At 61.3% G+C, this 25,104-nt stretch carries 25 protein-coding genes; 2 read left to right on the top strand and 23 right to left on the bottom strand.

Annotated elements, in window-relative coordinates; genetic code table 11:
- Positions 1–13 precede the first annotated feature (13 nt).
- The 20 genes from ACYZT6_RS24005 to ACYZT6_RS23910 all read right to left on the bottom strand — a co-directional run bounded on the left by ACYZT6_RS24005 (position 14) and on the right by ACYZT6_RS23910 (position 18,068).
- Positions 14–460 carry an excinuclease gene (locus ACYZT6_RS24005; protein WP_462028911.1) on the bottom strand — a complete coding sequence of 149 codons (447 nt, stop codon included), beginning with the start codon at positions 458–460 and terminating at the stop codon, positions 14–16.
- Between the two features lie 30 nt (positions 461–490).
- Entirely contained in the window at positions 491–1,717 is a 1,227-nt protein-coding gene (locus ACYZT6_RS24000; RefSeq protein ID WP_462028910.1) for a beta-ketoacyl-ACP synthase, read from the bottom strand.
- Positions 1,717–2,445: a 3-oxoacyl-ACP reductase FabG gene (gene fabG / locus ACYZT6_RS23995; RefSeq protein WP_462028909.1), complete on the bottom strand. Its 729-nt coding sequence runs from the start codon at positions 2,443–2,445 to the stop codon at positions 1,717–1,719. The genes ACYZT6_RS24000 and fabG overlap by 1 nt, the downstream gene beginning before the upstream one ends.
- Positions 2,445–2,903: a hotdog family protein gene (locus ACYZT6_RS23990; protein ID WP_462028908.1), complete on the bottom strand. Its 459-nt coding sequence runs from the start codon at positions 2,901–2,903 to the stop codon at positions 2,445–2,447. The genes fabG and ACYZT6_RS23990 overlap by 1 nt, the downstream gene beginning before the upstream one ends.
- Positions 2,900–4,096, bottom strand: a complete 1,197-nt coding sequence (locus tag ACYZT6_RS23985; RefSeq protein WP_462028907.1) for a beta-ketoacyl-[acyl-carrier-protein] synthase family protein — start codon at positions 4,094–4,096, stop codon at positions 2,900–2,902. Before ACYZT6_RS23985 ends, ACYZT6_RS23990 begins: the two co-directional genes overlap by 4 nt.
- On the bottom strand, positions 4,093–4,575 hold the full coding sequence (locus tag ACYZT6_RS23980) for a hypothetical protein (RefSeq protein ID WP_462028906.1): 483 nt from the start codon (positions 4,573–4,575) through the stop codon (positions 4,093–4,095). Before ACYZT6_RS23980 ends, ACYZT6_RS23985 begins: the two co-directional genes overlap by 4 nt.
- On the bottom strand, positions 4,572–5,819 hold the full coding sequence (locus tag ACYZT6_RS23975; protein ID WP_462028905.1) for an NAD(P)/FAD-dependent oxidoreductase: 1,248 nt from the start codon (positions 5,817–5,819) through the stop codon (positions 4,572–4,574). Before ACYZT6_RS23975 ends, ACYZT6_RS23980 begins: the two co-directional genes overlap by 4 nt.
- On the bottom strand, positions 5,806–6,966 hold the full coding sequence (locus ACYZT6_RS23970) for a cation:proton antiporter (RefSeq protein WP_462028904.1): 1,161 nt from the start codon (positions 6,964–6,966) through the stop codon (positions 5,806–5,808). Before ACYZT6_RS23970 ends, ACYZT6_RS23975 begins: the two co-directional genes overlap by 14 nt.
- Positions 6,963–9,302, bottom strand: a complete 2,340-nt coding sequence (locus tag ACYZT6_RS23965; protein WP_462028903.1) for an MMPL family transporter — start codon at positions 9,300–9,302, stop codon at positions 6,963–6,965. The genes ACYZT6_RS23970 and ACYZT6_RS23965 overlap by 4 nt, the downstream gene beginning before the upstream one ends.
- Complete coding sequence (locus ACYZT6_RS23960; RefSeq protein ID WP_462028902.1) at positions 9,286–10,038, bottom strand: outer membrane lipoprotein carrier protein LolA; 753 nt, start codon at positions 10,036–10,038, stop codon at positions 9,286–9,288. Before ACYZT6_RS23960 ends, ACYZT6_RS23965 begins: the two co-directional genes overlap by 17 nt.
- On the bottom strand, positions 10,035–10,460 hold the full coding sequence (locus ACYZT6_RS23955; RefSeq protein WP_462028901.1) for an acyl-CoA thioesterase: 426 nt from the start codon (positions 10,458–10,460) through the stop codon (positions 10,035–10,037). Before ACYZT6_RS23955 ends, ACYZT6_RS23960 begins: the two co-directional genes overlap by 4 nt.
- Positions 10,453–11,997, bottom strand: coding sequence for an HAL/PAL/TAL family ammonia-lyase (locus ACYZT6_RS23950; protein WP_462028900.1), 1,545 nt, complete (start codon positions 11,995–11,997; stop codon positions 10,453–10,455). The genes ACYZT6_RS23955 and ACYZT6_RS23950 overlap by 8 nt, the downstream gene beginning before the upstream one ends.
- The gene (locus tag ACYZT6_RS23945) at positions 11,978–12,925 is read right to left on the bottom strand and encodes an LpxL/LpxP family acyltransferase (RefSeq protein ID WP_462028899.1); all 948 of its coding nucleotides are present in this window, start codon (positions 12,923–12,925) and stop codon (positions 11,978–11,980) included. Before ACYZT6_RS23945 ends, ACYZT6_RS23950 begins: the two co-directional genes overlap by 20 nt.
- Complete coding sequence (locus ACYZT6_RS23940) at positions 12,922–13,656, bottom strand: glycosyltransferase family 2 protein (RefSeq protein ID WP_462028898.1); 735 nt, start codon at positions 13,654–13,656, stop codon at positions 12,922–12,924. Before ACYZT6_RS23940 ends, ACYZT6_RS23945 begins: the two co-directional genes overlap by 4 nt.
- A 163-nt stretch (positions 13,657–13,819) precedes the next feature.
- Positions 13,820–15,499 carry an AMP-binding protein gene (locus tag ACYZT6_RS23935; RefSeq protein WP_462028897.1) on the bottom strand — a complete coding sequence of 560 codons (1,680 nt, stop codon included), beginning with the start codon at positions 15,497–15,499 and terminating at the stop codon, positions 13,820–13,822.
- The gene (locus ACYZT6_RS23930) at positions 15,496–16,041 is read right to left on the bottom strand and encodes a COG4648 family protein (RefSeq protein WP_462028896.1); all 546 of its coding nucleotides are present in this window, start codon (positions 16,039–16,041) and stop codon (positions 15,496–15,498) included. Before ACYZT6_RS23930 ends, ACYZT6_RS23935 begins: the two co-directional genes overlap by 4 nt.
- Complete coding sequence (locus ACYZT6_RS23925; RefSeq protein ID WP_007992314.1) at positions 16,038–16,292, bottom strand: acyl carrier protein; 255 nt, start codon at positions 16,290–16,292, stop codon at positions 16,038–16,040. The genes ACYZT6_RS23930 and ACYZT6_RS23925 overlap by 4 nt, the downstream gene beginning before the upstream one ends.
- Before the next feature lie 9 nt (positions 16,293–16,301).
- Positions 16,302–16,577 carry a phosphopantetheine-binding protein gene (locus ACYZT6_RS23920; RefSeq protein WP_462028895.1) on the bottom strand — a complete coding sequence of 92 codons (276 nt, stop codon included), beginning with the start codon at positions 16,575–16,577 and terminating at the stop codon, positions 16,302–16,304.
- Complete coding sequence (locus ACYZT6_RS23915; RefSeq protein WP_462028894.1) at positions 16,555–17,367, bottom strand: lysophospholipid acyltransferase family protein; 813 nt, start codon at positions 17,365–17,367, stop codon at positions 16,555–16,557. The genes ACYZT6_RS23920 and ACYZT6_RS23915 overlap by 23 nt, the downstream gene beginning before the upstream one ends.
- Positions 17,343–18,068, bottom strand: coding sequence for a beta-ketoacyl synthase chain length factor (locus tag ACYZT6_RS23910; RefSeq protein WP_462028893.1), 726 nt, complete (start codon positions 18,066–18,068; stop codon positions 17,343–17,345). Before ACYZT6_RS23910 ends, ACYZT6_RS23915 begins: the two co-directional genes overlap by 25 nt.
- Positions 18,069–18,424: 356 nt before the next feature.
- Here ACYZT6_RS23910 and ACYZT6_RS23905 point away from each other — a divergent pair, with 356 nt between their 5' ends.
- The gene (locus tag ACYZT6_RS23905; protein WP_462028892.1) at positions 18,425–19,195 is read left to right on the top strand and encodes a ParA family protein; all 771 of its coding nucleotides are present in this window, start codon (positions 18,425–18,427) and stop codon (positions 19,193–19,195) included.
- Positions 19,196–19,336: 141 nt separating this feature from the next.
- On the opposite strand, the gene trxC is transcribed toward ACYZT6_RS23905, so the two are convergent.
- Positions 19,337–19,771 (bottom strand): thioredoxin TrxC, encoded by a 435-nt coding sequence (gene trxC / locus ACYZT6_RS23900; protein WP_223457711.1) that lies wholly within the window; start codon positions 19,769–19,771, stop codon positions 19,337–19,339.
- A 203-nt stretch (positions 19,772–19,974) separates the two neighbouring features.
- On the opposite strand from trxC, the gene ACYZT6_RS23895 reads away from it, so the two are divergent.
- Positions 19,975–20,184, top strand: a complete 210-nt coding sequence (locus ACYZT6_RS23895; RefSeq protein ID WP_462028891.1) for a hypothetical protein — start codon at positions 19,975–19,977, stop codon at positions 20,182–20,184.
- A 25-nt stretch (positions 20,185–20,209) separates the two neighbouring features.
- Here the strand turns inward: ACYZT6_RS23895 and selO are convergent, their stop codons facing one another.
- Both selO and mscK read right to left on the bottom strand, forming a co-directional pair.
- Positions 20,210–21,673: a protein adenylyltransferase SelO gene (gene selO / locus ACYZT6_RS23890; protein ID WP_462028890.1), complete on the bottom strand. Its 1,464-nt coding sequence runs from the start codon at positions 21,671–21,673 to the stop codon at positions 20,210–20,212.
- A 48-nt stretch (positions 21,674–21,721) separates the two neighbouring features.
- Positions 21,722–25,072, bottom strand: coding sequence for a mechanosensitive channel MscK (gene mscK / locus ACYZT6_RS23885; RefSeq protein WP_462028889.1), 3,351 nt, complete (start codon positions 25,070–25,072; stop codon positions 21,722–21,724).
- Between the last annotated feature and the right edge of the window lie 32 nt (positions 25,073–25,104).

Here is a 25,104-nt window from a genome sequence, read left to right as displayed (position 1 = left end):
GTCGTTTCCAGTGTTACTGAACCTTCGCCAAATCCCCTTTCAACGCAACACCCGCCATGATCGCCCCGGCGTGGCATTCATAGTTCTTGGCGTCTTTACGCTCATTGCTTTTGTAGAAGCTGACAATGTTGGTCACCGCATTGGCCCCGGTGCTCTTGGCCGCTTGGAACAAGCTGATGATTGCCGATTGCGCGACCCATTCGCAGGCCACTTCGTCAGACTTGTTAAAGGCGTTGGTTTTCTTGTTGGTCACGGCACCCGCGCTGAGTACGGTGACGTTGCCAGTCGGTGTATTGCCGGCCAGGTAGAACTTCACGCTGCCATCGATTTTGCCGGTGCGGGTGGCTTCGGCGACGGCTTTGTCGAAGGGCAGGTACACCGGGGTGTCGCGGGCCTGGCTGACGGCCGGAAGGGCGCAGATCAGCAGGGTGGCGGTGGCAGCGAGTTTCTTGAAGTGCATGGAGGTCTCCTTGACCCGGATAAAATTTGCTTACGACCAGCGACGGAAAATCAACGAGGTGTTGACGCCACCAAAGGCGAAATTATTGTTCATCACGTACTCGTTGCTCATCTGACGAAACTCGCCGCGCAGGTAGTCGAGCTTGCCGCAATGCGGATCGACCTCGTCGAGGTTGAACGTGTGCACGTACAAATCGCGGTTCATCATTTCGATGCTGAACCAGGACTCCAGCGCACCGCAGGCGCCCAGGGTGTGACCGAGGAAGCTCTTCTGCGAGCTGATCGGCATGTGCTCGCCGAACAACGCGCTGGTGGCCAGTGTTTCGGCAATGTCGCCCTGTTCTGTAGCCGTGCCGTGACCATTCACGTATCCGATGTCTGACGGTTGCAGCCCGGCGTCTTCCAGTGCCAGTTCCATGGCCCGGCGCATGGTGACCTGCTCTGGGCGGGTGGTGTGCTGGCCGTCGGCGTTGCTGCCGAAACCGACAAGTTCGGCATGAATGTGCGCACCGCGTGCCAACGCATGTTCGAGCTCTTCGAGCACCAGCATGCCGCCGCCTTCACCGATCACCAGGCCATCGCGTCCTTTGTCGTAAGGGCGCGGGCTGGTTTGCGGGGCATCGTTTTTCAGGCTGGTGGCGTAGAGCGCGTCGAACACCATGGCTTCGGTGGGACAGAGCTCTTCGGCGCCGCCGGCAAGCATCAGCGGCAAGCGGCCGAACTTGATGGATTCGTAGGCGTAGCCGATGCCCTGGCTGCCGCTGGTGCAGGCGCTGGACGTCGGGATCAGCCGGCCGGTGAGGCCGAAGAAGATGCTGATATTTGCCGCTGTCGTGTGCGGCATCATCCGCACGTAGGAGTTGGCGTTCAGCCCCTCGGCCACCGAGTTGAGCAGCATGTTGCCGAATGCCTTGATCTCATCGGTGCTGCCGGTGGACGAGCCGCAGGCGACGCCCATGCGCCCGTCCTTGATGATCGGGTTACCCAACAGTCCGGCGTCGGCCAGCGCCTGTTCCGACGCGCCTACGGCCAGGCGCGAGACCCGACCCATGCTGCGCAGCTGCTTGCGGGTCCAGTGGCTCGGGACTTTGAAATCGTCGATGGGGCCGGCCAGGCGCGTGTTGAGTTCGGTGAACCGATCCCATTCGTCCATCCGGCGAATGCCGCTGCGGTTGGCCGCGAAGTGGCCGGCGATGGTGGCCCAGTCGCTGCCCAGTGAAGTGATGCCGGCCATGCCGGTGACGACGACGCGCTTCATCAGCACAGGCCTCCGTTGACGGCCAGAACCTGCCGGGTGATGTACGACGCTTCCGCCGACATCAGGAAATTCACCGCGCTGGCCACCTCTTCCGGGGTGCCCATGCGCTGTGCGGGAATCATTTTCATCAGTTCTTCCACCGGCACATTCTCATCAAGCATCGCCGTGTCGATCAGGCCGGGTGCGACACAGTTGACGGTGATTTTGCGCTTGCCCAGTTCGATCGCCAGCGCTTTCGCCGCGCCGATCAAACCGGCCTTGGAAGCGCTGTAGTTGACCTGGCCACGATTGCCGATCAACCCGGAAACCGAAGTGATGCAGACAATCCGCCCGGCTGCACGGCGCCGAATCATCGGCATCATCACCGGGTGCAGCACGTTGTAGAAACCGTCGAGGTTGGTGCGCATCACCACATCCCAATCATCCTCGCTCAGCGCCGGAAAAGCACCGTCGCGCGTCAGGCCGGCGTTCAGCACCACGCCGTAATAGGCGCCGTGAGCTTCCACATCGGCTTCGAGGATGGCTTTGCAGCTGGCGCGGTCGGAGACGTCGAATTGCAGAATTCGAGCATTGCGCCCCAACGCCTGGATTTCGCCTTGAACGGTGATGGCGTCGGCCAGACCGCTGCGGCAATGCAAGACGATGTCATGCCCGGCCTGGGCCAGACGCAACGCAATAGCGCGGCCGATGCCACGGCTGGAACCGGTGACCAGTACGGACTCAGTCATCACTGGGCTCCTTGGGATTCATGAAGGTATTGAGCGGCCTGTGGCGGACGGAACACGTTCAGGCGGGCGGTGGCGTGAATGCCGGGGGCGTTGATGTGGCATTCGAATACGCCCATGCCGTTGTCGTCTTCCAGTGAGCGCAGCCCGTGGATGGTCAGATCGGTGCCTGCGGGGAAGTACTCCACGTTGCATTCGAATTTTCGGGTGCCGAGCAGAAACCCCAGCGCCACCGCATCACCGCGCTGGCGCGCATGGCAGCCGGCGTAGGCGGCGACACTCTGGGCCATCAGTTCGATGCCGACCCACGCCGGCAGGCTGCCGTCGGGACGGTTGAACAGGCCCCCGGGCTTAACGGTGAGGCGGGTGTGAATCTGCTCGTCATCGAACGCCAGGATCTGATCGATGAGGATCATGTCGCCAGCGTGCGGCAGCAGTTCGGCGAGCGGCCAGTCAATCATGGGGCGTCTCCGATAATCAGGCTGACGTTGTTGCCACCGAAGGCAAAGGAATTGCTCATCAGATAGCGAGGTGCAATGGACGTCAGGCGATCGGCCAGGGTCACCCATTGCAAGGCCGGTAAGTCGGGGTCGGGTTGGCCATCCCAAACGTGTGGCGGCAGGGCATGTTCGTGGTTGCCTGTGCTCAGGCTCAACCAGCAGAACGCTGCTTCCAGGGCGCCGGCCGCACCGAGCGTATGACCGGTCATTGGCTTGGTGGACGAGCAGGGCACGCCGTGCGGGAACAGGGCCGAGACTGCCAGGCTTTCCATCGCGTCGTTGTGTTGGGTCGCGGTGCCGTGCAGGTTCAGGTAGCCGATTTGTTCGGGTTGCAAATGCGCGCGGTTGAGGGCTTTGCTCATCGCTTGCAGGGCACCACGGCCGGTCGGTTCCGGCGCGGAGATATGGTGCGCATCGGAACTGGCGCCGCTGCCGAGCAGGGCAATCGGCTGGCTGTCGCCGGCCTTTTTGCTCATCAGAAACAGCACGGCGGCTTCGCCGATATTGATGCCGTTGCGGTTGACCGAAAACGGATTGCAACGCTGCTCGGACACCGCTTCCAGGGCCGAAAAGCCGTTGAGGGTCAGCTTGCACAAACTGTCGACACCGCCGCACAAGACCGCGTCGCAGAGCCCCAGGTCCAGCAGGCGCTGGGCACTCATCAGCGCCCGGGCGCTGGAGGTGCAGGCGGTCGAGATCACATACGCCGGGCCGCTCAATTGCAGCCAGTCGGCGAGGAAGTTGGCCGGCGCGCCGAGTTCCTGCTGCTGATAGTCGTAGTCGGCAGGGAATTCATGTTCGCGGATGTAATGGGCCAGGCCACGGCTGGCCTCATCAATGCCCGAAGTGCTCGTGCCGAGAATCACGCCGATTCGATCACGGCCGTAAGTCTGGATCGCCGAATCGATGTCGTCGCGAATCTGCAGCGCGGCTTCCAGCAGCAATTGGTTGTTGCGGCTGCTTTGCGCTGCCAGGTGGGCCGGGATCGGCGCCAGTTCGCCACGCACCGCCGCCACCGGCAACGACCGCTCCAGCACCCAGCCAGACTCGCTGCGCATGCCGGAGCAATCGCCGGCAAACAGGTGGCGGGCGACTTCCTGTTTGTCGCGACCCAGGGCGCAGATCACCCCGAGGGCATTCAGGTAAGCGGTCATGGCGTTTCACCGCTCAGAGGCGTGACCAGGTACTTCGGACCTTTAGGCAGGTTCAACTCAAATCTCAGAGGTTGCAAGTAATGTACGTCCCAGCGAGCGGGCAGGGAACGTAGCGATCCATGTTGCCAGGCGTCGGGGTAGCTGCCCTGCAATTCGCTTTGCGGGGTCAGCGCGAACAGTAATGCGGCGAACAACTCCTGGGCTTCCGGATTCGGCGGCAACAGGCCGTCGGCTTGCCACTGGCCATCGATCAGTTTCTGGCGTGCCTGCGGAATGCCCAGCAAGTCCATCATCGACCAGCGAATGCCGGGGCCTTCACGCGCAATCACCAGCACCCAGTCCTGACGCTGATCAGCCAGTAAGCGCTGAATGTGCAATTGCTGCGGCAACGGCAGGTTTTCGGTTTGCCCAGGCAGCGGCGCCTGGCTGGCGCAAGCGCTCAGCAGCAGGAGGCAACCCAGAAGCAGGGAACGGATCATGTGACATCTCTTGCGCAGAGTTCCGACAGCACGCGCAGCCGACGCTTGGGTTCGCTGACGAACGGATTGCGCTCGTCCCAGGCGTAACCGGCGAGGATCGCACTGATCATACGGCGGATTTCCGCTGAGCTGCCCGGATGGTAGATCACATCCTGGAAAGTCCCGGCGTACCAGCCTTCGACGTAGCAGCGGAACGTATCGACGCCGCGCTTGAGCGGTGCGGCGAACTCGGTCTGCCAGTCGACACTTTCACCCTGCAGTTGCCGATGCAAAACGCCGGCAGCCATGCTCGCCGAGCGCATGGCGATGGTCACGCCGGAGGAGAACACCGGGTCGAGGAATTCTGCGGCGTTGCCGAGCAACGCGAAGCCCGGACCGTGCAAGGTTTTGACGTTGGCCGAGTAGCCGCCGATGGTCCTCGCCGGGGTGTCCCACACGGCATTTTTCAGGACGCCGGCCAGGCTTGGGGTTTCAGCGATGAAGCCGCGCAGGCACTCGTCCAGATTCTCCATGCGCCCTTCGAAGTGTTCGGCAGCCGCGACCACGCCCACCGAGCATCGGCCGTGGCTGAACGGGATAGTCCAGAACCAGATGTCGCGGTGGGTCGGATGGGTGGTAATGAGGATTTTTTCGCGCTCGAAGGTCGGGCTGTCGATATGGTCTTCGATGTGGGTGAATACGGCCTGGCGCACCGGAAAATTCGACGGTGCCTCAAGGTCCAGCAGACGTGGCAGCACGCGACCGTAGCCGCTGGCATCGAGCACGAAATCGGCTTCGACACGGTACTGGCTGCCATCTTCGCGCTGTACATCGAGCTGCGGTTTCGGCAGGTCGAAATCGGCGCTGACGATGGCTTCGCCATAACGAACTTCCACGCCTTGCAGTGCGGCCTGATCGGCCAGCAATTTGTCGAAGTCGGCACGCTGGACCTGGAAGGTAGTCGGCTTGCCGTTGCTGAACGTGTCGCCGAAATCAAAGGCGCTGTAGTGCTCGCCCCAGGCGAACGCGGCACCGTTTTTCAACTGGAACCCGGCGGCGTTCACCGCTTCGAGCATGCCGGCCTCTTCGACGAAATCCAGGCAGTGCGACAACAGGCTTTCACCGATGGAAAACCGTGGGAAGTGCTGGCGTTCAATCATCAGCACGTCGTGACCTTTGCGCTTGAGCAGCGCAGCGGCAATGGCGCCCGAAGGACCCGCGCCGATGACAACAACCTGGCGACGTTCCATTTCAACTGTTGGCACGGGGGCTCCTTGCCGGGGCGGCGATTTTCAATGGGGATTGGTGCATGCCGGCGAGTGCCGGCAGCAGTGTGGCTATCAGGCCCATCACCATCAGCGCAAAGTACAGCGCCGGGCTGATGAGTTGTTGTTGCAGCAGCAAGTTGAGAAAGACGATTTCACTCAAGCCACGAATGTTCAGCAGCAGGCTTTCGCGCCAGCGACTGGCGCCTTCGAACGACGCGCCCGCCCAGCCGAGGCCGAGCCAGTTACCCAGCAGTTTGCTGGCAATCGGCAACAGCAACAGCGCTACCAATTGCACCCAACCAAGACTGGCCATCGCAGCGTGGACATTGATCTGCACGATGCCGAACGTGAGGATCAGCGGTATGGCGATCCATGTCTGTAAACGGCTCATCCAGATCACCGGCAACGGCAACACCAGCGGCACTTTCAGCGCGGCCATGCACAGCAGATAACCGATGCCGAAAATCAGTGCGTTGAGCTTGAAGTGTTCAGCAACCACTAGCAGCGCGAAGAAGCAGCCGGTGTGCAACAACGGTTGTCGCAACCCGAGCAGGCGCAGGAGCACAGGCAGGCAGGCGCCAACCAGCGGCAGCAGCAGACTGCTCAGGTGCAGGCTGCCTTGGGCAAAGCCGAACAGCGTCCAGCACGTCAGGTCGATGAGAATCGCGGTTTGCACCAGGCGCCGGGTTGCGTCGGGCGGGTAGTTGATGTGTCGCAGGTACAAAAACAACACAGGGATAGCGGTGATGGCGAACACCAGACCGACCGCCAGCGAACTGATCCACGGTTGCGGCGGCAATAGCCACACCGACGTGACGAGCCCGCAAGCAAACGGAATACAGAAACTCGGCAGGGCGATTTTCAGGCTCTGGCGATCCAGCCGCAGGTCGATCACATCGCTGAGGATGTTTCCCAGCAACAAGGCAAAGCCCAGGCTGTAGAAGTTTTTCAGCCACACCGGCGAGATCAGCTCGGCGCCGCTGAGTTGCCAGTCCGGCTCGATCCAGAAGTACATCAACAACGGCAGGCCGAAGGTCGCCAGCAGCAACTGGCTGACGATCGGGATCAGGCCGAAGTGCCGGCCCACACGGGTAGCCACGGCGAACATCGCCAGGGCCATCAGCCAAAACAAGGCGATCATCATGCTGCCGGCTCCGCGACGGTGGCGGCATGTACCTGGCGTCCGGCCCACGGCGCAAGGATGAAGCTGAAGGCCAGGCCGAGGCTCACCGACAGACCGAAGTTGCTCACCGCCGGCGTGCTGGACACCGCCAGCAAACCGAATGATAGCCACGTGGTTACCGCGGCCAGCAAGGTGCCCAGCAGGCTCACTGCAGCCCCGCCGACCTGTTCGCGCATGAGGATCGCGTAATCGACGCTGATTGCCGTCACCAGCAACAGGCCGAACAGGCTGAACAGGGTCAACGGTTGGCCCATCCAGCCGAGACTGGCGAGGCTGCACAGCGCGGCGAGCAAGGGTAGCGAGACGATACGCAGCGCACCACCGAAGCCAAAGGGCAGGATCAGCACCAGCACGATCAACACGCAGGAGGCGAGTTTCAGCTCCGCCGCGCTGATCTGTGTCGCCGCGAAAACGCTGTTCAATTCACCGAGACGGTCGACCAGTTCAACGCCCGGCAAGTCCAGCGCCTGAACCCGCAACAGCGCAGGGTTGTTCAAGCCTTGCAGGCTGACCATCGCCGCCACGCCGTCATCGGTCGGCCCCAGCCACAGAGTGCGATAAGGTTCCGCCAGCGGACCGACCAGCGATGCGTCGATGTCTTCGACGGGCAGTGCCTGCAACGTTGCAAGCTCCGCCTGCAGTGCTTCTGCCGGTACGCCGAGGTCGAGCAAGGGCTGCCAGAACTGCGGCAACTTGCTCAATGCGTCGCGCACTTTGCGCTGATCGCTCGGTTGGCTGACCAGTTGATTCAGCGACAGGTAACCCTTGAGTTTTTCCAGGTTGACCAACTGATCCAGCCGCTCGCTCAGCGCGGTCTGGCGCTCGAGCAGTTCCTGCTGATTGGCCGCGCGTACCAGGAAGAACTGGCTGGTCGGCTGATAGCCGGTAATGCGCGCAATGGTCCGGGCTTCGTCGGTCAATTGCTGGGGCGCGCCGATCCACTGGCGGATATCGTTTTTGCTCTCGAGCTGCAACAGACCGCCGACGCAGAAGGCAATCAGCAACGCCAGCAACACCGGCGTACTCACGTGTTTGAGCAGCGCTTCTCGCAGGTTCAGCAAGCACTCGCAGACTCGCAGCGGCCAGCGCGCCGGTCGCAGGTTCACGCCCTTGAGCAGCGCTGGCAACAGGCACACCGCTGACAGGTAGGCGCCGAGCAGGCCGGCGGCGGAGAACACAGCAATCTGGGTCAGGGCCGGGAACGGTGTCCAGGCCAGGGCCAGGTAGCCGATGCAACTGGTGATCAGGCTCAGCGTCAGGCCGGGCAGGGTCAGGCGTAACGCCGGCCAGCTGTTCCAGGGTTTCAGGCTCCAGCTTTTCGACAGGTAATGCAGCGGGTAATCGACGGCCACGCCGATCAGGCTCGAACCCAGCACCAACGTCATCACATGCATGTGACCGAACAGCGCCACGCACGCAACGGCACCAAACAGCATGCCCACCAGCACCGGAACGAAAGCGAGCAAGACACGCCAGCGCCGGAAGGCCAGCAACAGCAGCAACAGAATGCCGACGGTGGCGCCGCCACCGACCCACGTCATCTCGCGGGTGGCTTGTTGCTGACCGTTGGCCGCGTACAGCAGACCGCTGGCGGCGAGCAATTGCACGTCGGCCTGAGCGGCTTCTTCGCGGCTGTGTTCGAGCAGGTCGGCCACTTGCAGCGGCAGGCTCATGTCGAAGGCGTTGCCGGTGGTTTTTGCCCGCAGCAACACCCAGCTCTTGCCGTCGGCATCGGCGACCAGTGCACCGCTGCCGATGTCCAGTTGCACGGCGCCGTGTTGCGGCTGGCTGTTCTGGATGCGCCCGGTCAGGCCCAGCCAGTCATCCTGGCTCGGTACCAGACTGAAACCGGTGAAAGGGTCGAATAGCGCTTGCACGCGCTGCTGGATAAAGGCGTCGGGATGCTCGATCAGTTGCTGCCGGTCCATCGCCGAGAGCATTGCCAGTCGACCTTGCAGCAGTTGCGTGCGCAGCGCCGGCAAGTCGGCTTGCAGGTTCCACTGAACCTTCTCGAACAAACCGCTGGCATGCCACTGCTCGCCCAGTTTCTGCGCCATGGCGATGGCTTGCGGGCGATCTTTATGACCGACCAGCACCAGCATTTCTCGGTTCAGCGGTTCTTGCATGCGTTGTTCGGCGCGCAGTTCCAGCGCGTCCGGCGCCGTGCCCGGCACCAAGTCCATCAGGTTGGCCGACAGCGGTGCGCCGTCGCGCCATTGCCAACCGGCGAGCGCGAGCACCGCCAGCAGCAGGATCAGAAACAGCCACGGAAGCCTGCGTTCACTCGGCAAAGTCATGTTGCTCCGCGTCGCTCAACGGTTGGGCGCTGGTGCTGTCCTGCATGCGCAAAAGGGTGCTGTCGCCCTGGGTTTCCAGCAGTTCGATGCTGTGCACCAATTCGCTGCCGGTGATGTTGATCTGGTTGAACACTTGCTTGAGCAGCAATGAACGCGGGATCAGTGTCAGCTTCCAATTCTGCGCATCGCCGCTCAGCGAGAGTTCGAAGTCCCGCTGCAACCCGCTGCTATCACCTTGCAACACGGCGAGGAACAAGCGGTTCTGCTCGGCGCCAGCGCTCTTGCTCGGCAGCGTTTGCCAGCCATTGGCGTCACGTCGGGCAATGCCTTTGGCGCTGATGCGGTAATCCTGTTGCAGCGGGGTTTTCAGCAACCACAGCAAACCGTGGTTTTTAGCGAGGACGAACGTGCCCTTGCTGGTCAGCGGTTTAGGCAGCGCACGCAGATGTTTTTCCTGAATGAAATTGCCGTGAATTACATCAGGTTTGGCCAATTGCTCGCTGAGCTGTTGCAAATCAAACGCCTGCGCCAACGAAGAAAACCCCAGCGCTAATACCAGCGCCACCACAATCCTGTAGCAGCTGGCGAAGCCTGCGTCGGCCGGTCCGCGCTCGGGCGCAGCAGTCGCCCTGCGGTTTTTCTGCTGTACCGCAATCACAGGTTTTGCGACGGCTTCGCCGCCGAACGCAGCCTCGCGGGCTCGGCAGCTGCTACAGAGGGTTGTCAGCAGGTTCATGCGAGCATCCTTTCTACGGCATCGGTGAAGATCTTCGGTGAGGCCAACTGCATCTCGCGGCTGGCCATGTCGACAGCAACCTGCACCGAGCTGGCGCGGGTCAAGCGCTCACCGGTTTGCAGATCGCTGATCAGGTAATTGATCTTCAGACGGTTCTCCCACTCCACCAGATTGGCGCTCACATTCAGCTTCTGGCCGAACACCGCGCCGCGCACATAACGCAATTGCAGGTCGATCACCGGCCATGCGTAACCCGACTCGACCATCGCCGTGTAGTTGTGGCCGATCTTGTCCAGCAGCGCACAACGGGCGACTTCCAGGTATTTGACGTAATGGCCGTGCCAGACGACGTTCATGGTGTCGACATCAAAGAACGGCACGAGGATTTCCGTATCGGTGTGAAGCACTCCCTTACTACGCATGCAGCCTCCAGTGTTGCTCGGCGATACGCTTGAGGCACAGGCGCAATTCGCCTTCCAGTGCACGGTCTTCGATGACCGGCGGGAAGTCCTTGGCCAACGCTTCGTGCATGGCCGCCAACGCTGGCGGCAGCGGACGTGCGTCCTCGGCCTTGCTGCGCAGCCACACGCCTTGGTTGGCGGCGAGCAGGGTGGCGGCGGCGACTTGTTCAGTCAGCTCCAGCACGCGGATCGCATCGCGGGCGGCGATGGTGCCCATGCTCACCTTGTCCTGGTTGTGGCATTCGGTGGAGCGCGAGAAGACGCTGGCCGGCATGGTGTTTTTCAGCGCTTCGGCGGTCCAGGCGCTGGTGCCGATCTGCACAGCCTTGAAGCCGTGATTGAGCATCGCGCGGTCGGCCGTGGCGCCGGACAAATTGCTCGGCAATCCATGGTTGTAACGCTCATCCACCAGCAGCGCGAGTTGGCGATCCAGCAGGTCGGCCACGTTGGCCACCAGGTTTTTCAGGCTGTCCATGGCGAACGCAATATGGCCGCCGTAGAAGTGCCCGCCGTGCAGCACACGCTCGGCTTCGGCGTCGATGATCGGGTTGTCGTTGGCGCTGTTGAGCTCGATTTCGATGAACGAGCGCAGCCAGTTCAGGCTGTCGGCCAAGACGCCGAGGACATGCGGCGCGCAACGCAGCGAGTAGCGGTCTTGCAGGCGATGCAGCGGCGCGGTCGGCGCGTCGATCGCCAGATCCTTGCGCAACCACGCGGCGACTTGCATCTGCCCCGGGTGCGGTTTGGCGGCGAACAGGCGCTCGTCGAAGTGCTCGGGATTGCCTTGTAACGCGACCACGTTCAGCGCTGTGATGCGGGTGGCCAATTGCAGCAGGTAATCGGCGCGGGCGTAGGCCAGGCAGGCGAGGCCGGTCATCACGGCGGTGCCGTTCATCAGCGCCAGCGCTTCTTTCGGGCGCAGCACCAGCGGTGTCCAGCCGAGTTCGCGATGGACGTCGGCGGCTTGCCGGCGTTCGCCACGGAACATCACTTCGCGCTCGCCAGACAAGGTCGCGGCGACGTAGGACAGCGGCGTCAGATCACCGCTGGCGCCCACCGACCCTTCTTCCGGGATCAGCGGCAGGATGTCGTGTTCGAGAAACGCCTGAAGGCGCTCCAGCAGCTCCACGCGCACCCCGGACACGCCGTGGCACAGCGACTGCAAACGCGCGGCCAGGACGGCGCGAGTGGCCTGGGCGTCGAGCAATTTGCCCAAGCCGCAGCCGTGGAAGGTGTACAGATGACGGGGCAACGCCTCGACGTGATGCAGCGGCACCGCGACCACGCAGGAGTCGCCGTAACCGGTGGTCACGCCATAGATCACGCCTTCCTTGTCCAGCAGGGAATCGAGGAATCGCGCGCCCTTGGCGATGCGCTCACGGTACGCAGGGTCGCTTTGCAACTGCGTCGGCACCTGACGGTTGGCCGCGGCCAGCACGTCTTCGATGCGCAAAGGGAGTTCGCCGAAGGTTACCGGCTCAAGCGTTGGCGTCGTCATCGGTCTTCCAGAAAGGGTAAAAGTTGAACCATTGTTGGGGCGCTTCGAGGCAATAGTGACCCAGGCGTTCGGCGTAGCGCGAAGCCCACTGATGAATGACCTGCTCGCGGTCGCTGCGTTTCCACGCCACGGCTTCGGTAAACGGTTCGAGAGTCACTCGGTATTGGCCCGTCGGTTTCTTCAGGCACATCAGCAGATGGATCGGGCATTTCAGCAAGCCGGCGAGCAACCACGGCCCTTGAGGAAACGCGGCCTGATGACCGAGGAAGTCCACGGTCACGCTGCGCCCGCCATGCAGGGGGACGCGGTCGCCGGCAATCGCCAGCCACTCACCGCGTTCCAGGCGTTCATGCAGTTGCAGCATGATCACCGGGTCCAGCTCACTGACCTGAATCAGCCGTAGATTGGTCGCACCGGCTTCGCCGAGCAAACGGTTGAATTGCTCAGCGTGCTTGGTGTGCACCAGCACGTTCATGGTGACTTTTTCGCCGATTTCCGCCAGGGCGCGACAGACTTCGAGATTGCCCAGGTGTGCGCCCACCAGCATCTGCCCACGCGTGCCGCGCAGCTGAGTGCGCAGCAGCGCCGGGTCGACGATTTCGATGTGGTCGATGCTCAGCTTGCCGTTCCACACATCGAGTTTATCGAGCATCGAATCGGCGAAGGCCATGAACTGGCCGAACACTCGCCAGTGGGTCGGACGCAATTCAGGCCGGGCACTCCAGTCCGCAAGGCGCTGCTGGTATTGCCAGGCGCTGCGGCGGGCGCTGCGACCGAACAGGAAAAAGTACAGGACGATGCCGTACAGCAGCGGACTCAGCAGCCGCCGGCCCAGCACTTTGGCGCCGAACGCGGTGAGCTTCATCAGCCAGAAACTGCCGCGCTCCTGACGGTCGGCCCAGTGTTCTTTATCGACGTTGCTGCTCATGCTCGCCACCGCCGCCAGAGGATCACCGGCGCCCGCAGCAACATGCCGAAGAACAGCCGGGTGTGCATGCTCGAAATCAGCACATTGTCGTGGAACATACGGAAATGCGAGACACCGTCCAGCGGGTAATGGACCCTGGTCGGCAGCCACTGCATCGGCAGATTGCGCCAGGCTAGCCGCACGAGGATGTCCGAGTCGAAATCCATGCGCTTGCCGATCTTCGCCGAGTCGATCAGCGCCAGGGTCGGTGGCAATGGGTAAACGCGGAAACCGCACATGGAATCGCGGATCTGCAATGAAAGCGTGTTGATCCAGACCATTACGTGCGTCAGGTAGCGGGCGTACAAACGGCCTTTCGGCACACTGGCGTCGTATTGCGGATAGCCGCAGATCACCGCGTTGGGATGAGCGCGTGATTGTTCGATGAAGGTCGCGACATCTTGCAGGTCGTGTTGGCCATCGGCGTCCACCTGCAAAGCGTGGCTGAAGCCCAGTCGCGAGGCTTCGCGCAGGCCGGTCATGACGGCACCGCCCTTGCCCTGGTTGGTGGTGAGGCGGATCAGGTTGACCCTCTCACGCTGGGCCAGTTGGTCGAGCACCCTGGCGCAGGATTGATCGCTGGCGTCGTCCACCAGAATGCACGGCAGGCCCCTGGCGATCAGCGCGTCGACCACCGTGGTAATCGCGCTTTCGTGGTTGTAAACCGGAATGATTGCGCAGGGGTTATGCATACCGAGTCACACCTCACCCATGTAGCAGCTGGCGAAGCCTGCGTCCGGCCGCGAAGCGGTCGTAAACCGGTATTTGCGGTTTCTCAGAACAATGGTGGTGGATGCCATGCGAGCGCTTCGCACTCGGACGCAGCCTTCGGCAGCTGCTACAGGGGACTTCAACTTATCCACAGGCCGCCTCCAGCAAAATCCGCCCACTGGAGCAGGTCGCGGTTTCATTGCGGTAGGCGAAATACAATTTACTGCGTTCCTGATCGAAGCGCAGGTGCAGTTGGACTTCATCGCCCGGGCGCACCAGTTGCTGGAACTTCAGCACTTCCATGCCGGCGAATCTGGCCGGCAGGTCCATCAATTGTTGGCCGAGGCTCATGGCCCAATCGACCTGCACCACACCGGGTAGAACCGGCGTTTGGGGGAAGTGTCCGCTGAAGTAAGCCAAGTCCGGCGGCACTGCCAGTTGCAGGCTCCACTCACCCTCGACTTCAACCTGCTCCAACACTTCCGGCGCCTTGGGGCGAGGGGCCAGCAGCAAGGCTTCGACGTCGGCCTGAGGCAGTTTGCCTTGTGTGTTCAAGGGCAACTGCCGCAGCAATCGCCAGCGTCGTGGCAGGGCCAGGGCTTCGCAATGCTGGCTCAGGTGCTGACGCAATTCTTGCGTGAGGGTGCGTCGGCCCTGATTGCGCAAAGCGTGCAGGCCCGCGTCCGTCAGCACCAGCAACGCACCCAGCGAGGCGCGGTTTTCCTGGACCACTCCGAGGCGTGCTTCTGCGACCCAGTCATGATCCATCAGCGCCTTTTCCAGCATTGGCAGCGAGATACGTTTTTCTTCCAGTTTGACGATTCGATCCAGCCGTCCGAGCAGTTCGAATCGGCCGTCGGCAGCGATTCTGGCGGCATCAGCGGTGTGTTCGATGTGGCCGGCGGGCAAATAGGGGGAGGCGATCAACAGCGCGCCCTCGCTGTCTTGACTCAGCTCGACGCCGGCAAACGGCTGCCAGAGATCGTGACCCTGGCGCCAGGCGATGCCGCCGGTTTCCGAGCTGCCGAGGATTTCCGTCGGCCATTGGTTCAAACGTTCGTAAAGGCTTTGCGCGGCCTCGGCCGGTAACGCGCCGCCGGAGGAAAATACTCGGCGAACCGCACTCAATGCGGGCCAGTCGAGATTGTCGCCCATGCGCTTGAGCAGCGCCGGGCTGGCGACCCAGGCGAACGCCGGGTGTTCGCGGCTGGCGCGCTGCAAGTCTTCCGGGAAAGCCAGTTGCTTGCGTACGAACGAGCGCCCGGCGCACAAAGGCCAAAGCACCCGAAACAGTAGACCGTAGATGTGCTGGGTGGCGACGCTGCCGATGATGCACGCCTGGCCCAGATCGGCGCCCCAGAGCTGCTCCAGCGCCTGAACTTCATTGGCCATCTGACGCAGGGTTTTGTCGATGCGCTTGGGCTCGCCGCTGGAACCGGATGTACACAGGCTCAGCTGGCAGGTGTCCAGGTCCAGTACGGCGGGGGACATGGGCGGATGCCGATAATCGATGAGGTGCGCGTCATCTGCCTGATCGGTCAGCCACAGATCGACTTCACTCGACCAGCGTTGGCGAGTCTGCGCTTGGAGGTCGGCAGGCAGCAGCACGCTGACCCCGGCACGCCAGGCGCCGAGCAGGGCAATCGCCAAGTCAGCGGCGTCTTCAAGGTGCACGGCAATGCGCTGCACGCCCTGGGATTGCAGGCCGGCCGCGAGGCTCAACGCCTGTTCGCACAGGTGCGCGTGATTCAACGCCGGTTCGGCCGTTACGGCACGTTCCGGCTGAGCCTTGAGCAACAGTTGCTCAAGTTTTATCCAATTCATGGGTGGCCTCGTACCCGTTGTCGTATAAGCCATTCAATGGCAAACAGCAGGCCCATCAATCCGTAGGAAATCAGGCCGGTGTACAACATCCACCAACTCAGCGGCGCCCAAAGAGTCAGGGCGGCGGCGAGCAAACCGTTAAAGAGGAAAAACACACACCAGACGATCGTCACCTGGCGGGTATAAACAATCGCCTTGGCCGGCAAATGCGGTTCACGCAGGCGCGCCAGGCGTTCAACCATCGGCCGCCCGATTTTCAGGCTCAGGCCAAACAGCCCGAGCATGAACGCGCTGATCAGCACCGGGTACCAACGCAGCAGCAGCGGGCTGTCGAACAGTGCCAGCAACAGGCAAAAGCCAATCGCGGTGAGCGCCATCCACAGGCTGCCGGGGCGACGCGCACCGAGCAGCGCCCGCGCCAGCCACAGGCTGCCCAGCAGCAGACCGAACTGCCACGGAGCAAAGTGTTCCATGCCGAAATACACCGCAAAGGGGTACAACAGGCCCGCCAGCAGCAGGCCAAGGCCGATCAGTCGACTCATGCGGCTGGTTGAACCAGACGGTAGACTGCCTCGACCACGTCGCTGACGGTGCGCACCGATTTAAATTCTTCGGCGGCGATTTTCTTGCCGGTCTGACGCTTGATGTGGTCGATCAGGTCGACCGCGTCGATGCTGTCGATTTCCAGATCCTGATACAGGTTGGATTCGAGGCTCACGCGCTCAGGGTCCAGCTCGAAGAGTTCGACCAAGGCATCGCGCAGGGTGTTGAAAATGTCGTCACGAGTTTGCATGGTCCGGTCTCAAGCTGCCTGTTTTGCGGTGACGAACGCCGCAAGGCTCGCCACATTGTTGAAGTGATTACGGTTGTCCTTGGCGTCGGCGTCGATTTTGATGCCGTACTTTTTCTGGATTGCGAGGCCGAGTTCCAGAGCGTCTACCGAGTCCAGGCCCAGGCCTTCGCCGAACAGCGTCTGGTCATCGCCGATGTCTTGTGCGCTGATGTCTTCGAGGCCGAGGGATTCGATGATCAGTTCTTTGATTTCGTGCTTGAGACTAAGAGTGTGCAGATCGCTCATCTTCGGCGAGCTCCTTAATAAAGTAAGAGTGCAAATAATCGTTGAGCTTGCGCGAAGCCTGAGGAGCAGGACCACAGGCGGCAAAGGCTTGTGGGTCTATATCGGCCCCGACGCGGAAACTGAAGTGCACGCGACGTTTCGGGATGCGATACCAGGGTTCGGCCTTGGTCAATGTGGTCGGGCTGACCTTGATGATCACCGGGGTCAGGATTCTCGCACCGCGCAGGGCGATTGCCGCGCCACCCCGATGAAAGGCCGGCGGTTCGCCTGGCTGGGTGCGGGTGCCTTCGGGAAAGATGATCAGGGTCTGGCCGCTTTTCAGTGCGTCAGCCGCGGCGTCGAGCATGTCCATGCTGCCGTCGTTGCTGATGTAGTCGGTGCGGCGCAGCGGACCGCGGGTAAAGGGGTTCTCCCACAGGCTGTTCTTGACCACACAGTTGGCGTGACGCACCAGACCGATCAGGAACACCACGTCGATCAGCGACGGGTGATTGGCCATGATCATCTGTCCCGGGCGACCAAGCTTTTCCGCGCCCTGGATGTCGTAGGTCAGTACGCCGGTACGAGCCATGAACCGGACAAAAAACCAAAAGCAGCGACTGACGGTTTGCCGTGCCCGTAACCGATGAGTCTTTGCATCGCCGGGCAGGCAGCTCAGCAACGGGAACACCACCAGCCGCAGGCACAGCCCGCCCAACCCGAACAGGGTGAAGCTTGCGGCGGTCGCCAGCAGACGCCAGTAATAGGCGTCGCGGTTTTTTTCGGTTACAGGTTGCGTTGCCAGGTCCATACACGATTTTTCCAGGCATGTTGGCAGGTAGTCTGCTGGCCAAGCAGGGTACGCAAGAGATTCAGGGCATGGGGCCAGTGGGCGTTGGACAACGCATCCGAAGTGCTGTTCAGGGACAACTGCCAGTCGGTACCCGTTGTCAGCAAAAGACCAACGGCATAGGGGAACGGCACGTCGTCGATCCAGGCCGAATAGGCTTCGGGCGGTTGTTCTTCGGTGACGATCAGCAGTACGGCAGGCGCGCCTTCTGCAAGCAGCGCCGCGGCCTCTAGCATGCCGTTTTCAAGGCCGTCACCGGCGGCGGCAAGGGCGGTCATCTCGCTGGTTTCACCGCGAAGGATCGACCACAGCCCAATGACTGCGTTGTGCACCGACAAGCTGAATTGAGTCGGCGACAACGGTTGCTCTGCTGCCAGATCACTGAGGATTTCGAACGTGCGGGGTGTTTCGCCATGCCGAGAAATAAAGACCAACGGTAGGTCCCGGCGACCATCGGCCAAGGGCCAGCCAACGCTGAACGCCATCCGCGCCAGACGGCTGAGCCGCCGGCGCTGCATGGCCGGCAGAAAAGACACGTCGGGGGCGGCATCGCTGCTCTGGGGCACGACCGGTTGTCGGCTCCAGGCCTGCCAATCGTCCACGCTTTCGAGCCCAGGCGCCCATGCGCGCCATTGGGCGATGTTGAAATTGATCACAGGCATTCATCCCGCCCCTGCGGGCTTCCTTGACGCGGCGAGTCGCAGAAAAACGCGACGACCTTACGTGGCGCTTGGCGCCGAGTGGCGCGCATTATCCCGTTGCGGTCGGCGCGTAGCAAATGATGGTTACGTTTTGCGCAATCAAATGTACTGGTTTGTCCGCTAAAAGCTGTCGTTTGGCCATTATTCACAATCAGGGTGGGCAGGTCTGTCGGCTTTGTCTGTGATCAATGGCAGGTTTGGCGGCTTTTTGATTGAGAGATTGCCGCTGACTGTATAGTCCCGATGCCGATGAGGTAGCTAAGCAGCGCCGTGGACTACTACACTCGGTCATTCTTTGATACACGGAGGTTTTTCACATGCGGCGCGTGGTATTCAATCAGAAAGGTGGCGTGGGCAAATCCAGCATTGCCTGCAATCTGGCGGCGGTCAGCGCCAGCGAGGGTTATCGCACCCTGCTGGTGGATCTCGATGCCCAGGCCAACTCCACTCAGTACCTGACGGGCCTCACTGGGGATGACATCCCGATGGGCATCGCCGACTTCTTCAAGCAAACCCTGTCCTCTGGACCGTTCTCGAAGAAAAACCAGGTCGATATCTACGAAACGCCGTTCGACAACCTCCACGTCATCACCGCGACCGCCGAGTTGGCCGACTTGCAGCCCAAGCTTGAGGCCAAACACAAGATCAACAAGCTGCGCAAATTGCTTGAGGAGCTGGGGGAAGATTACGACCGCATCTACCTGGATACCCCGCCAGCGCTGAACTTTTACGCGGTATCGGCATTGATTGCCGCGGACCGGGTGCTGATCCCCTTCGACTGCGACAGCTTCTCGCGCCAGGCGCTGTATGGCCTGCTGGCGGAAATCGAAGAATTGAAGGACGACCACAACGAAGGCCTGGAAGTCGAAGGCATCGTGGTCAATCAGTTCCAGGCCCGTGCCAGCCTGCCGCAGCAAATTCTCGACGAGCTGATCGCTGAAGGTTTGCCGGTGTTGCCGGTGTACCTGACCAGCTCGGTGCGCATGCGCGAATCCCACCAGGCCAATACGCCGCTGATCCACCTCGACCCACGGCACAAGCTGACCCAGCAGTTTGTCGAGCTGCATAACCTGCTCGAAAACGCCTGACAGTCCTCTGTAGGAGCGAGCGGTGCGGCGGTCCGACTTGCCCGCGAAGACGATCTGACATTCAACGATAGTGTTGAATGTTATGCCCTCTTCGCGGGCAAGCCTCGCTCCTACAGTACCGTAATAATTTCGATATCTCGTTCAGATCCCCTGGCTACGCAACCAGCTCATCAACTGCGGTAACGGAAACGCCCCGCTCTGACGCGCCACTTCCCGGCCGTTCTTGAACAGAATCAAACTCGGAATCGAGCGAATCCCCAGCTGTGCCGACAGTTGCTGGTTCGCCTCGCTGTCCAGTTTCGCCAGCCGACATTTACCCGCCAATTGCCCCGCCGCCTGCTCGAACACCGGCGCAAACGACTTGCACGGCCCGCACCAATCCGCCCACACATCCACCAGCAGCGGCAGATCACCCTTGATCTGGCTGGCGTAATCGCCTTGCTTCAATTCGAACGGCTTGTTCAGCAAGACTTCTGCCTTGCAGCGGCCGCACTTTGGATGGTCGTCGAGGCGTTCGGCGGGGATGCGGTTGAGGCCGTTGCAGTGGGGGCAGGGGATTAGGAGTGGGTCGGTCATGGTCAGGCTCTTCGAGAATTGGCAGTCAATGCAGTGGATCTGGAGGCAAAGGTCATGTTTATCAAGGTAGAAATCTGTAGGGATGGGACTGCTGCAATTGGAGAAGCGGCCTACAGGCGATGGCGGTTCCGTCTGCTAGGTAGCGAGTTATTCAACTCTTATTCTTCACTCCTTCAATCCGACTGCGATTAACGAGGTGAAAAATGAGCGATATCGTCAAACAGGCCATTGAACACTGGCCATCCGTATCATGGTTGTTAAAACGGCCTGAATCGGAAGCTGAATACGATCGGCTGGTCGAATCGCGAGATGAGTTGCTGCAAATGATGGGCGGTGACGAATTGCACCCGCTGGAGAGTTTGGTTTCGATCATAGGCGACCATGTCAACGCCTATGACCGTAGGCACCGATAAATGCCAGTCTGAAATGTATTTACTCTCACGACGAACAACTGATCTCCAAATGCTTCCCCCACTCCGGCGGCCGCTCGGCATAGCTCTCCATCCCCGCTTGCTCGTCGAACGGATTGCTCAGCACCGCGTGCAGTCGCCGAACCTCTGAGTAATCGCCGCTCTCTGCTGCATCGATGGCTTTCTGCGCCAGGTAGTTGCGCAGGATGTACAGCGGATTGACCCCGTGCATACGCTTGCGTCGCTGCTCCTGATCAACATCGCCATCACGAGCCACACGGGCGACATACAACTCGGCCCAGACATCGAAGCCCTTGATGTCGACGAACTCATCGCGCAAACGGGCGACGGTCAATTCGGGTGATTCATCCCCCAGGCGACGGAAGAACAACGTGTAATCGACGCCGCTGTTCTGCATCAGTTGCAGCAGGTGTTCCAGCAGTTTCTGGTCATCGTCTTCGGCCGTGGTGAAGCCGAGGCGGCGGCGCATCAGGTCCAGGTAGTGGGCTTGATACAGCGGCAAGTACAGGCCGAGGGTTTCGCGCAGGGCTTCAACGCTGATAAACGGTGTCAGTGCCTGGGCGAGGGCGCTGAGGTTCCATTGGCCGATCGGCACCTGGTTGCTGAAGGAATAGCGGCCCTGGTCATCGGAGTGATTGCAGATGAAGTGGGCGTCGAAGTCGTCGAGGAAGGCGAACGGACCGAAGTCGAAGGTGATGCCGAGGATCGACATGTTGTCGGTGTTCATCACACCGTGGCAGAAGCCGTACGCCTGCCATTTAGCAATCAGCTCGGCATTGCGCTCGACGATTTCGCGGAACATCGCCAGATACGGTTCCGGTTGTTCCAGGCATTCTGGGAAATGCATGGCCAGCACGTGCTCGCCCAGTTCTTTCTGCTTCTCGGGGCGTTTGGTGTAGTAGAAATATTCGAAATGCCCAAATCGCACATGACTCGGTGCCATACGCAGAACCATGGCCGCGCGTTCCTGCTTCTCGCGCCACACCGGGGTGTCGGAGCCGATTACGCACAGGGCGCGGGTGGTCGGGATGTTCAGGGCGTTCAGCGCTTCGGAGGCGAGAAACTCGCGGATCGACGAACGCAGTACCGCGCGTCCATCGCCCATGCGCGAAAAGGGCGTCTGGCCGGCGCCTTTGAGGTGCAGGTCCCAATGTTCGCCGGCCTCGTTGTAGACCTCGCCCAGCAACAAGCCGCGACCATCGCCCAGCTGTGGGTTGTAGGAACCGAACTGATGCCCGGAATAGACCATCGCCCGAGGCACTGCGTCGGCCCAGAGTTTGTGGCCGCTGAACAGCTCGGCGAACTCCGGGGTGTGCGCCACGGCCGGGTCGAGGTCGAGCAGTGCCATGGCGGCGGGGCTGGCCACCACCAGACGCGGATTGTCGATGGGCTCGGGCAGCACATGGGCGGAAAACGTATCGCCCAGGCGAGCGAAGCGGTTATCGAAGGTCAGTTCGTCGAGGGCTTTCAACGGCCATCTCCAGCAGAATGTCCGAGCATTCTGCTAGGGATAGGGCGGTTAGTCGAGCTTGGCGGGCGGCGGCTGAAGGGGTGACTTGCCATCCACCAGCGGCACGATGGTTTTGGCTTCCGGTTCGATTGGCACCATTTTGTATTCCTGGCCGTGAAGGTTCTTGAGGTAAACCTCCATCTGCCGGAACGAGATGTTGATGTGCTGCTTCTTGAACTCGCGATTGATGAAGCGGTTGACCTCGTCGAGCACCGGGTTGCGGTCACCGAGGTCGCGCACGTGCATGCGCAACTCGTGGTCGAGGGTGCTTTCGCCGAAGTTCAGGAAGTACACGTGGGGTTCCGGGTCTTTCAGGACACGCGGGTTGTCACGAGCGGCTTTGAGCAGCAGCTCTTTCACCAGGTCCAGGTCCGAACCGTAGTCGACGCCGAGCTTGAGGGTCACCCGGGTGATGGTGTCGGTCAGGGACCAGTTAATCAGTTGCCCGGTGATGAACGTCTTGTTCGGGACAATGATGTCCTTGCGGTCGAAATCGGTGATGGTTGTGGCGCGGATGCGGATTTTGCTGACCGTGCCCGACAGGTTGCCGATGGTGATCGTGTCGCCGATCCGCACCGGACGTTCGAACAGAATCATGATGCCGGAGATGAAGTTCGCGAAAATCTCCTGCATCCCGAAACCGAGACCGACCGACAGCGCCGCCACCAGCCATTGCAACTTGTCCCAGCTCACGCCGAGGGTCGACAGGGTCGAGACGAAGCCGACGCCGGCAATCACATAGGACAGCAGCGTAGTTGTGGCGTAAGCACTGCCCTGCGCCAGGTTCAACTTGGACAGCACCAACACTTCCAGCAGGCCGGGCAAGTTACGCGCCAGCGCAAAGGTAATGCCAATGATGATCAGCGCGCCCAGCATGTCGCCGATGCTGATTGGCACCATGCTCATGTTGGCGCCGGTGCCGCTGGTGTATTCGTAAAGGGTGATGTTGTCGAGGTACGAGAACACTGAGATCAAATCGGACCAGACCCAGTACAGCGCCGCGATGAAACCGCCAAGCAGCGCCAGACGGATCAGGCGCAGGGACTGTTCGTTGACCTTCTCGATGTCCAGCGTTGGCTCTTCGATCACCGCTTCGCCGTCGCCAGCCTCTTTCGCAGCCTGGCGTTTGGCCAGGGCGCGCTGGTAGGCCAGGCGCCGTGCTGCAACACTGAGGCCGCGGACGAAAGTGGCTTCGATCACCAGCCAGAACATCAGCAGGTAAAGGGTGTTGATCAACCGGTCGCTGAGTTTCAGCGCGGTGTAGTAGTAGCCAAAGCACACGGCGACGAACAACGCGACGGGCAGGACGGTGAACATGACCCCGACCGCTTTGCGGAACAGCGAAGCGTTCTGGTGCGTCGGGCTGGCGATCAGCAGGCGGCTGAGCAGCCAGGCCATCAAGGCGTAGCAGGTCAGCACCACTGGCATGCCGAGCACGTCATCAGCCAGGGTTGCGGGTTGCAGTTCGGCAACCGCCACCACGGCGACCAATGCCATCACCACCAGCCCGAGTCGGCGGACCCAGCCCTGAAGGAATTCGACCTGAGGCTTTTCCCAGCGGAAATGGAGTTCGGCCACGCCGCCCGGTGAGAGGATCCGGTAAGCGGTGTAGAACACCAGCCAGGCCTGGGCCATTTGCAGCAGTGCCGCGCCCATGTTGGCGTTCTGCCCGCGGGCGTCGATCTGCAAGGCCAGGCCGCACAAGGCCAGGCCCAGCGAGACCGGCATTGCCAGCAGAATATTGATCAGGATGGCCTGCGGCGTGTGCCACTGGCTGTCACGCTTGAAGTGGCCGATGTCCTGGTGAACCTTGTTCAGTCGGGCATACAGGCTCTTACGCCGCCATAGCAGGGCACCGATCAGTAATGCCAACGGCAGGAACAGCAGCGGGCGCTGGGTCAGGCCATCACTCAGTTCGCTCAGGCTGGAAGCCCATGGCAGTGTGGTGACTTGACGTTGCAGGCGCTCCGGTACGGCATGCATCCATTCCAGGTCCAGCGGCTTGTTGCTGGGAATCCAGAACATTTGCTCATCGAGCGTCGCCCGCAGGCTTTGCGTGGTACTGAGCAGTTGTTTCTGGTTGAGTTGCAGGGTGATGGATTGGTTGAGCACCGCGCTCAGTTCGCGGTTGAGGCGTTCCAGCAGGTCTGCGCGGGTGGTCGCCAGCTCCAGCAAGCTCTTGCGCAGCTGCGGGGTGACTTGCTCCGGCGGTTGGGTCGCCAACAGATTGTCGACGTAGGTCGCCGGGTTGTTGAGCAGTTCCCGTTCCTGGTTGACGTCGAATTGAATCAGGCGAATGTCAGCGATCTGGTCGGCCAGGTCGCGATCGAGCTTGAGGCGCGGCAGAGCCGCCTTCTGTTTGTAGAGAATCTTGGAGAGCAGCAGGCTGCCCTTGAGTACGCTGATCTGCTCGTCCAGGGCCGAATCGCTTTGGGTCACGCTGTCCAGTTGCTGCTGGGTTTGCAGGTTTTGCTGGGTGATTGCGTTGAGGCGGTCGGTGTTTTTGAGCAGGTAGTCGGAGAGTTTCAGGTTCGCCGCGCTTTCGGTGGCTAGCAAGCTGCTGCTGCCGGACTTCTGCGCTTCGATGGATTGTTGGGTCACCGCCTCTTGGGAATGGGCCAGGCGCTTCTGGTTGATCAGGGTCTGCAACTCCTGGATTTCCTGATCCAGGCGATCGGATTTTTCCGAGAGCAAGTCATGCTGGCTGTTGCCCAGGTCCTGCAACTGGCTGTTGCCGGCCAGTTCCTGGCGGCGCAGCGGGATCAGCGCGTTCAGGGCGGCCTGCTCGGCATTCAGCAGGTCACGCTGTTCGCCGCTCAGGTTCTTGCCGGCGTCCTTGCCGGTTTTGAGGATGTTGTTGATCTGCTGGATGCGCGTCTGGCTGGCAGATATTTCGGCCTGGGCGCGCTCGGGGCGGGTCTGGGCGGTAATCACCAGACTGTTGGCGTCGGCCAGTGCTTTCTGCAGATCGCTTTGCTGGGTCGAACGCTCGGTGAGCACTTGCTCGAGCTGCTGGACCGACTGGTTGGCATAGCGCTGCGCTACCGGCTGCGCCTTGCTGGCCTTGAGTCGCGCCAGTTCACGCTGGTTTTCAATGTTCTGCCGGGGTGCGGTGGCCAGTTGTTGCTTCAGATCGATCAGTTTCTGATCGTAATCCTTTTTGTTATTGAGCTGGGTCAGCGTGCTTTGCAGGACGGATTGCAGGGCTTTCTGATCCGCTTCCGGCAGTTTGCGATCGGCGATCTTGTCCAGATTCGCCTGCACGGCTTCGCTGGTCGGCGGTTCGGCCGCTTGCAACGTACCGACAGAAAGACTCAAGCCCAGCAGGGCCATGATGAAAAAAGTGCGCAGGGTTGACATAGAGACCGATCGAAAACGAGACGAAGTGTGGA

This window comes from Pseudomonas sp. RT6P73 (genome assembly GCF_054897715.1).
Note: the sequence above shows the minus strand (reverse complement) of the source record. Positions and strands in the feature narration are given on the sequence as shown.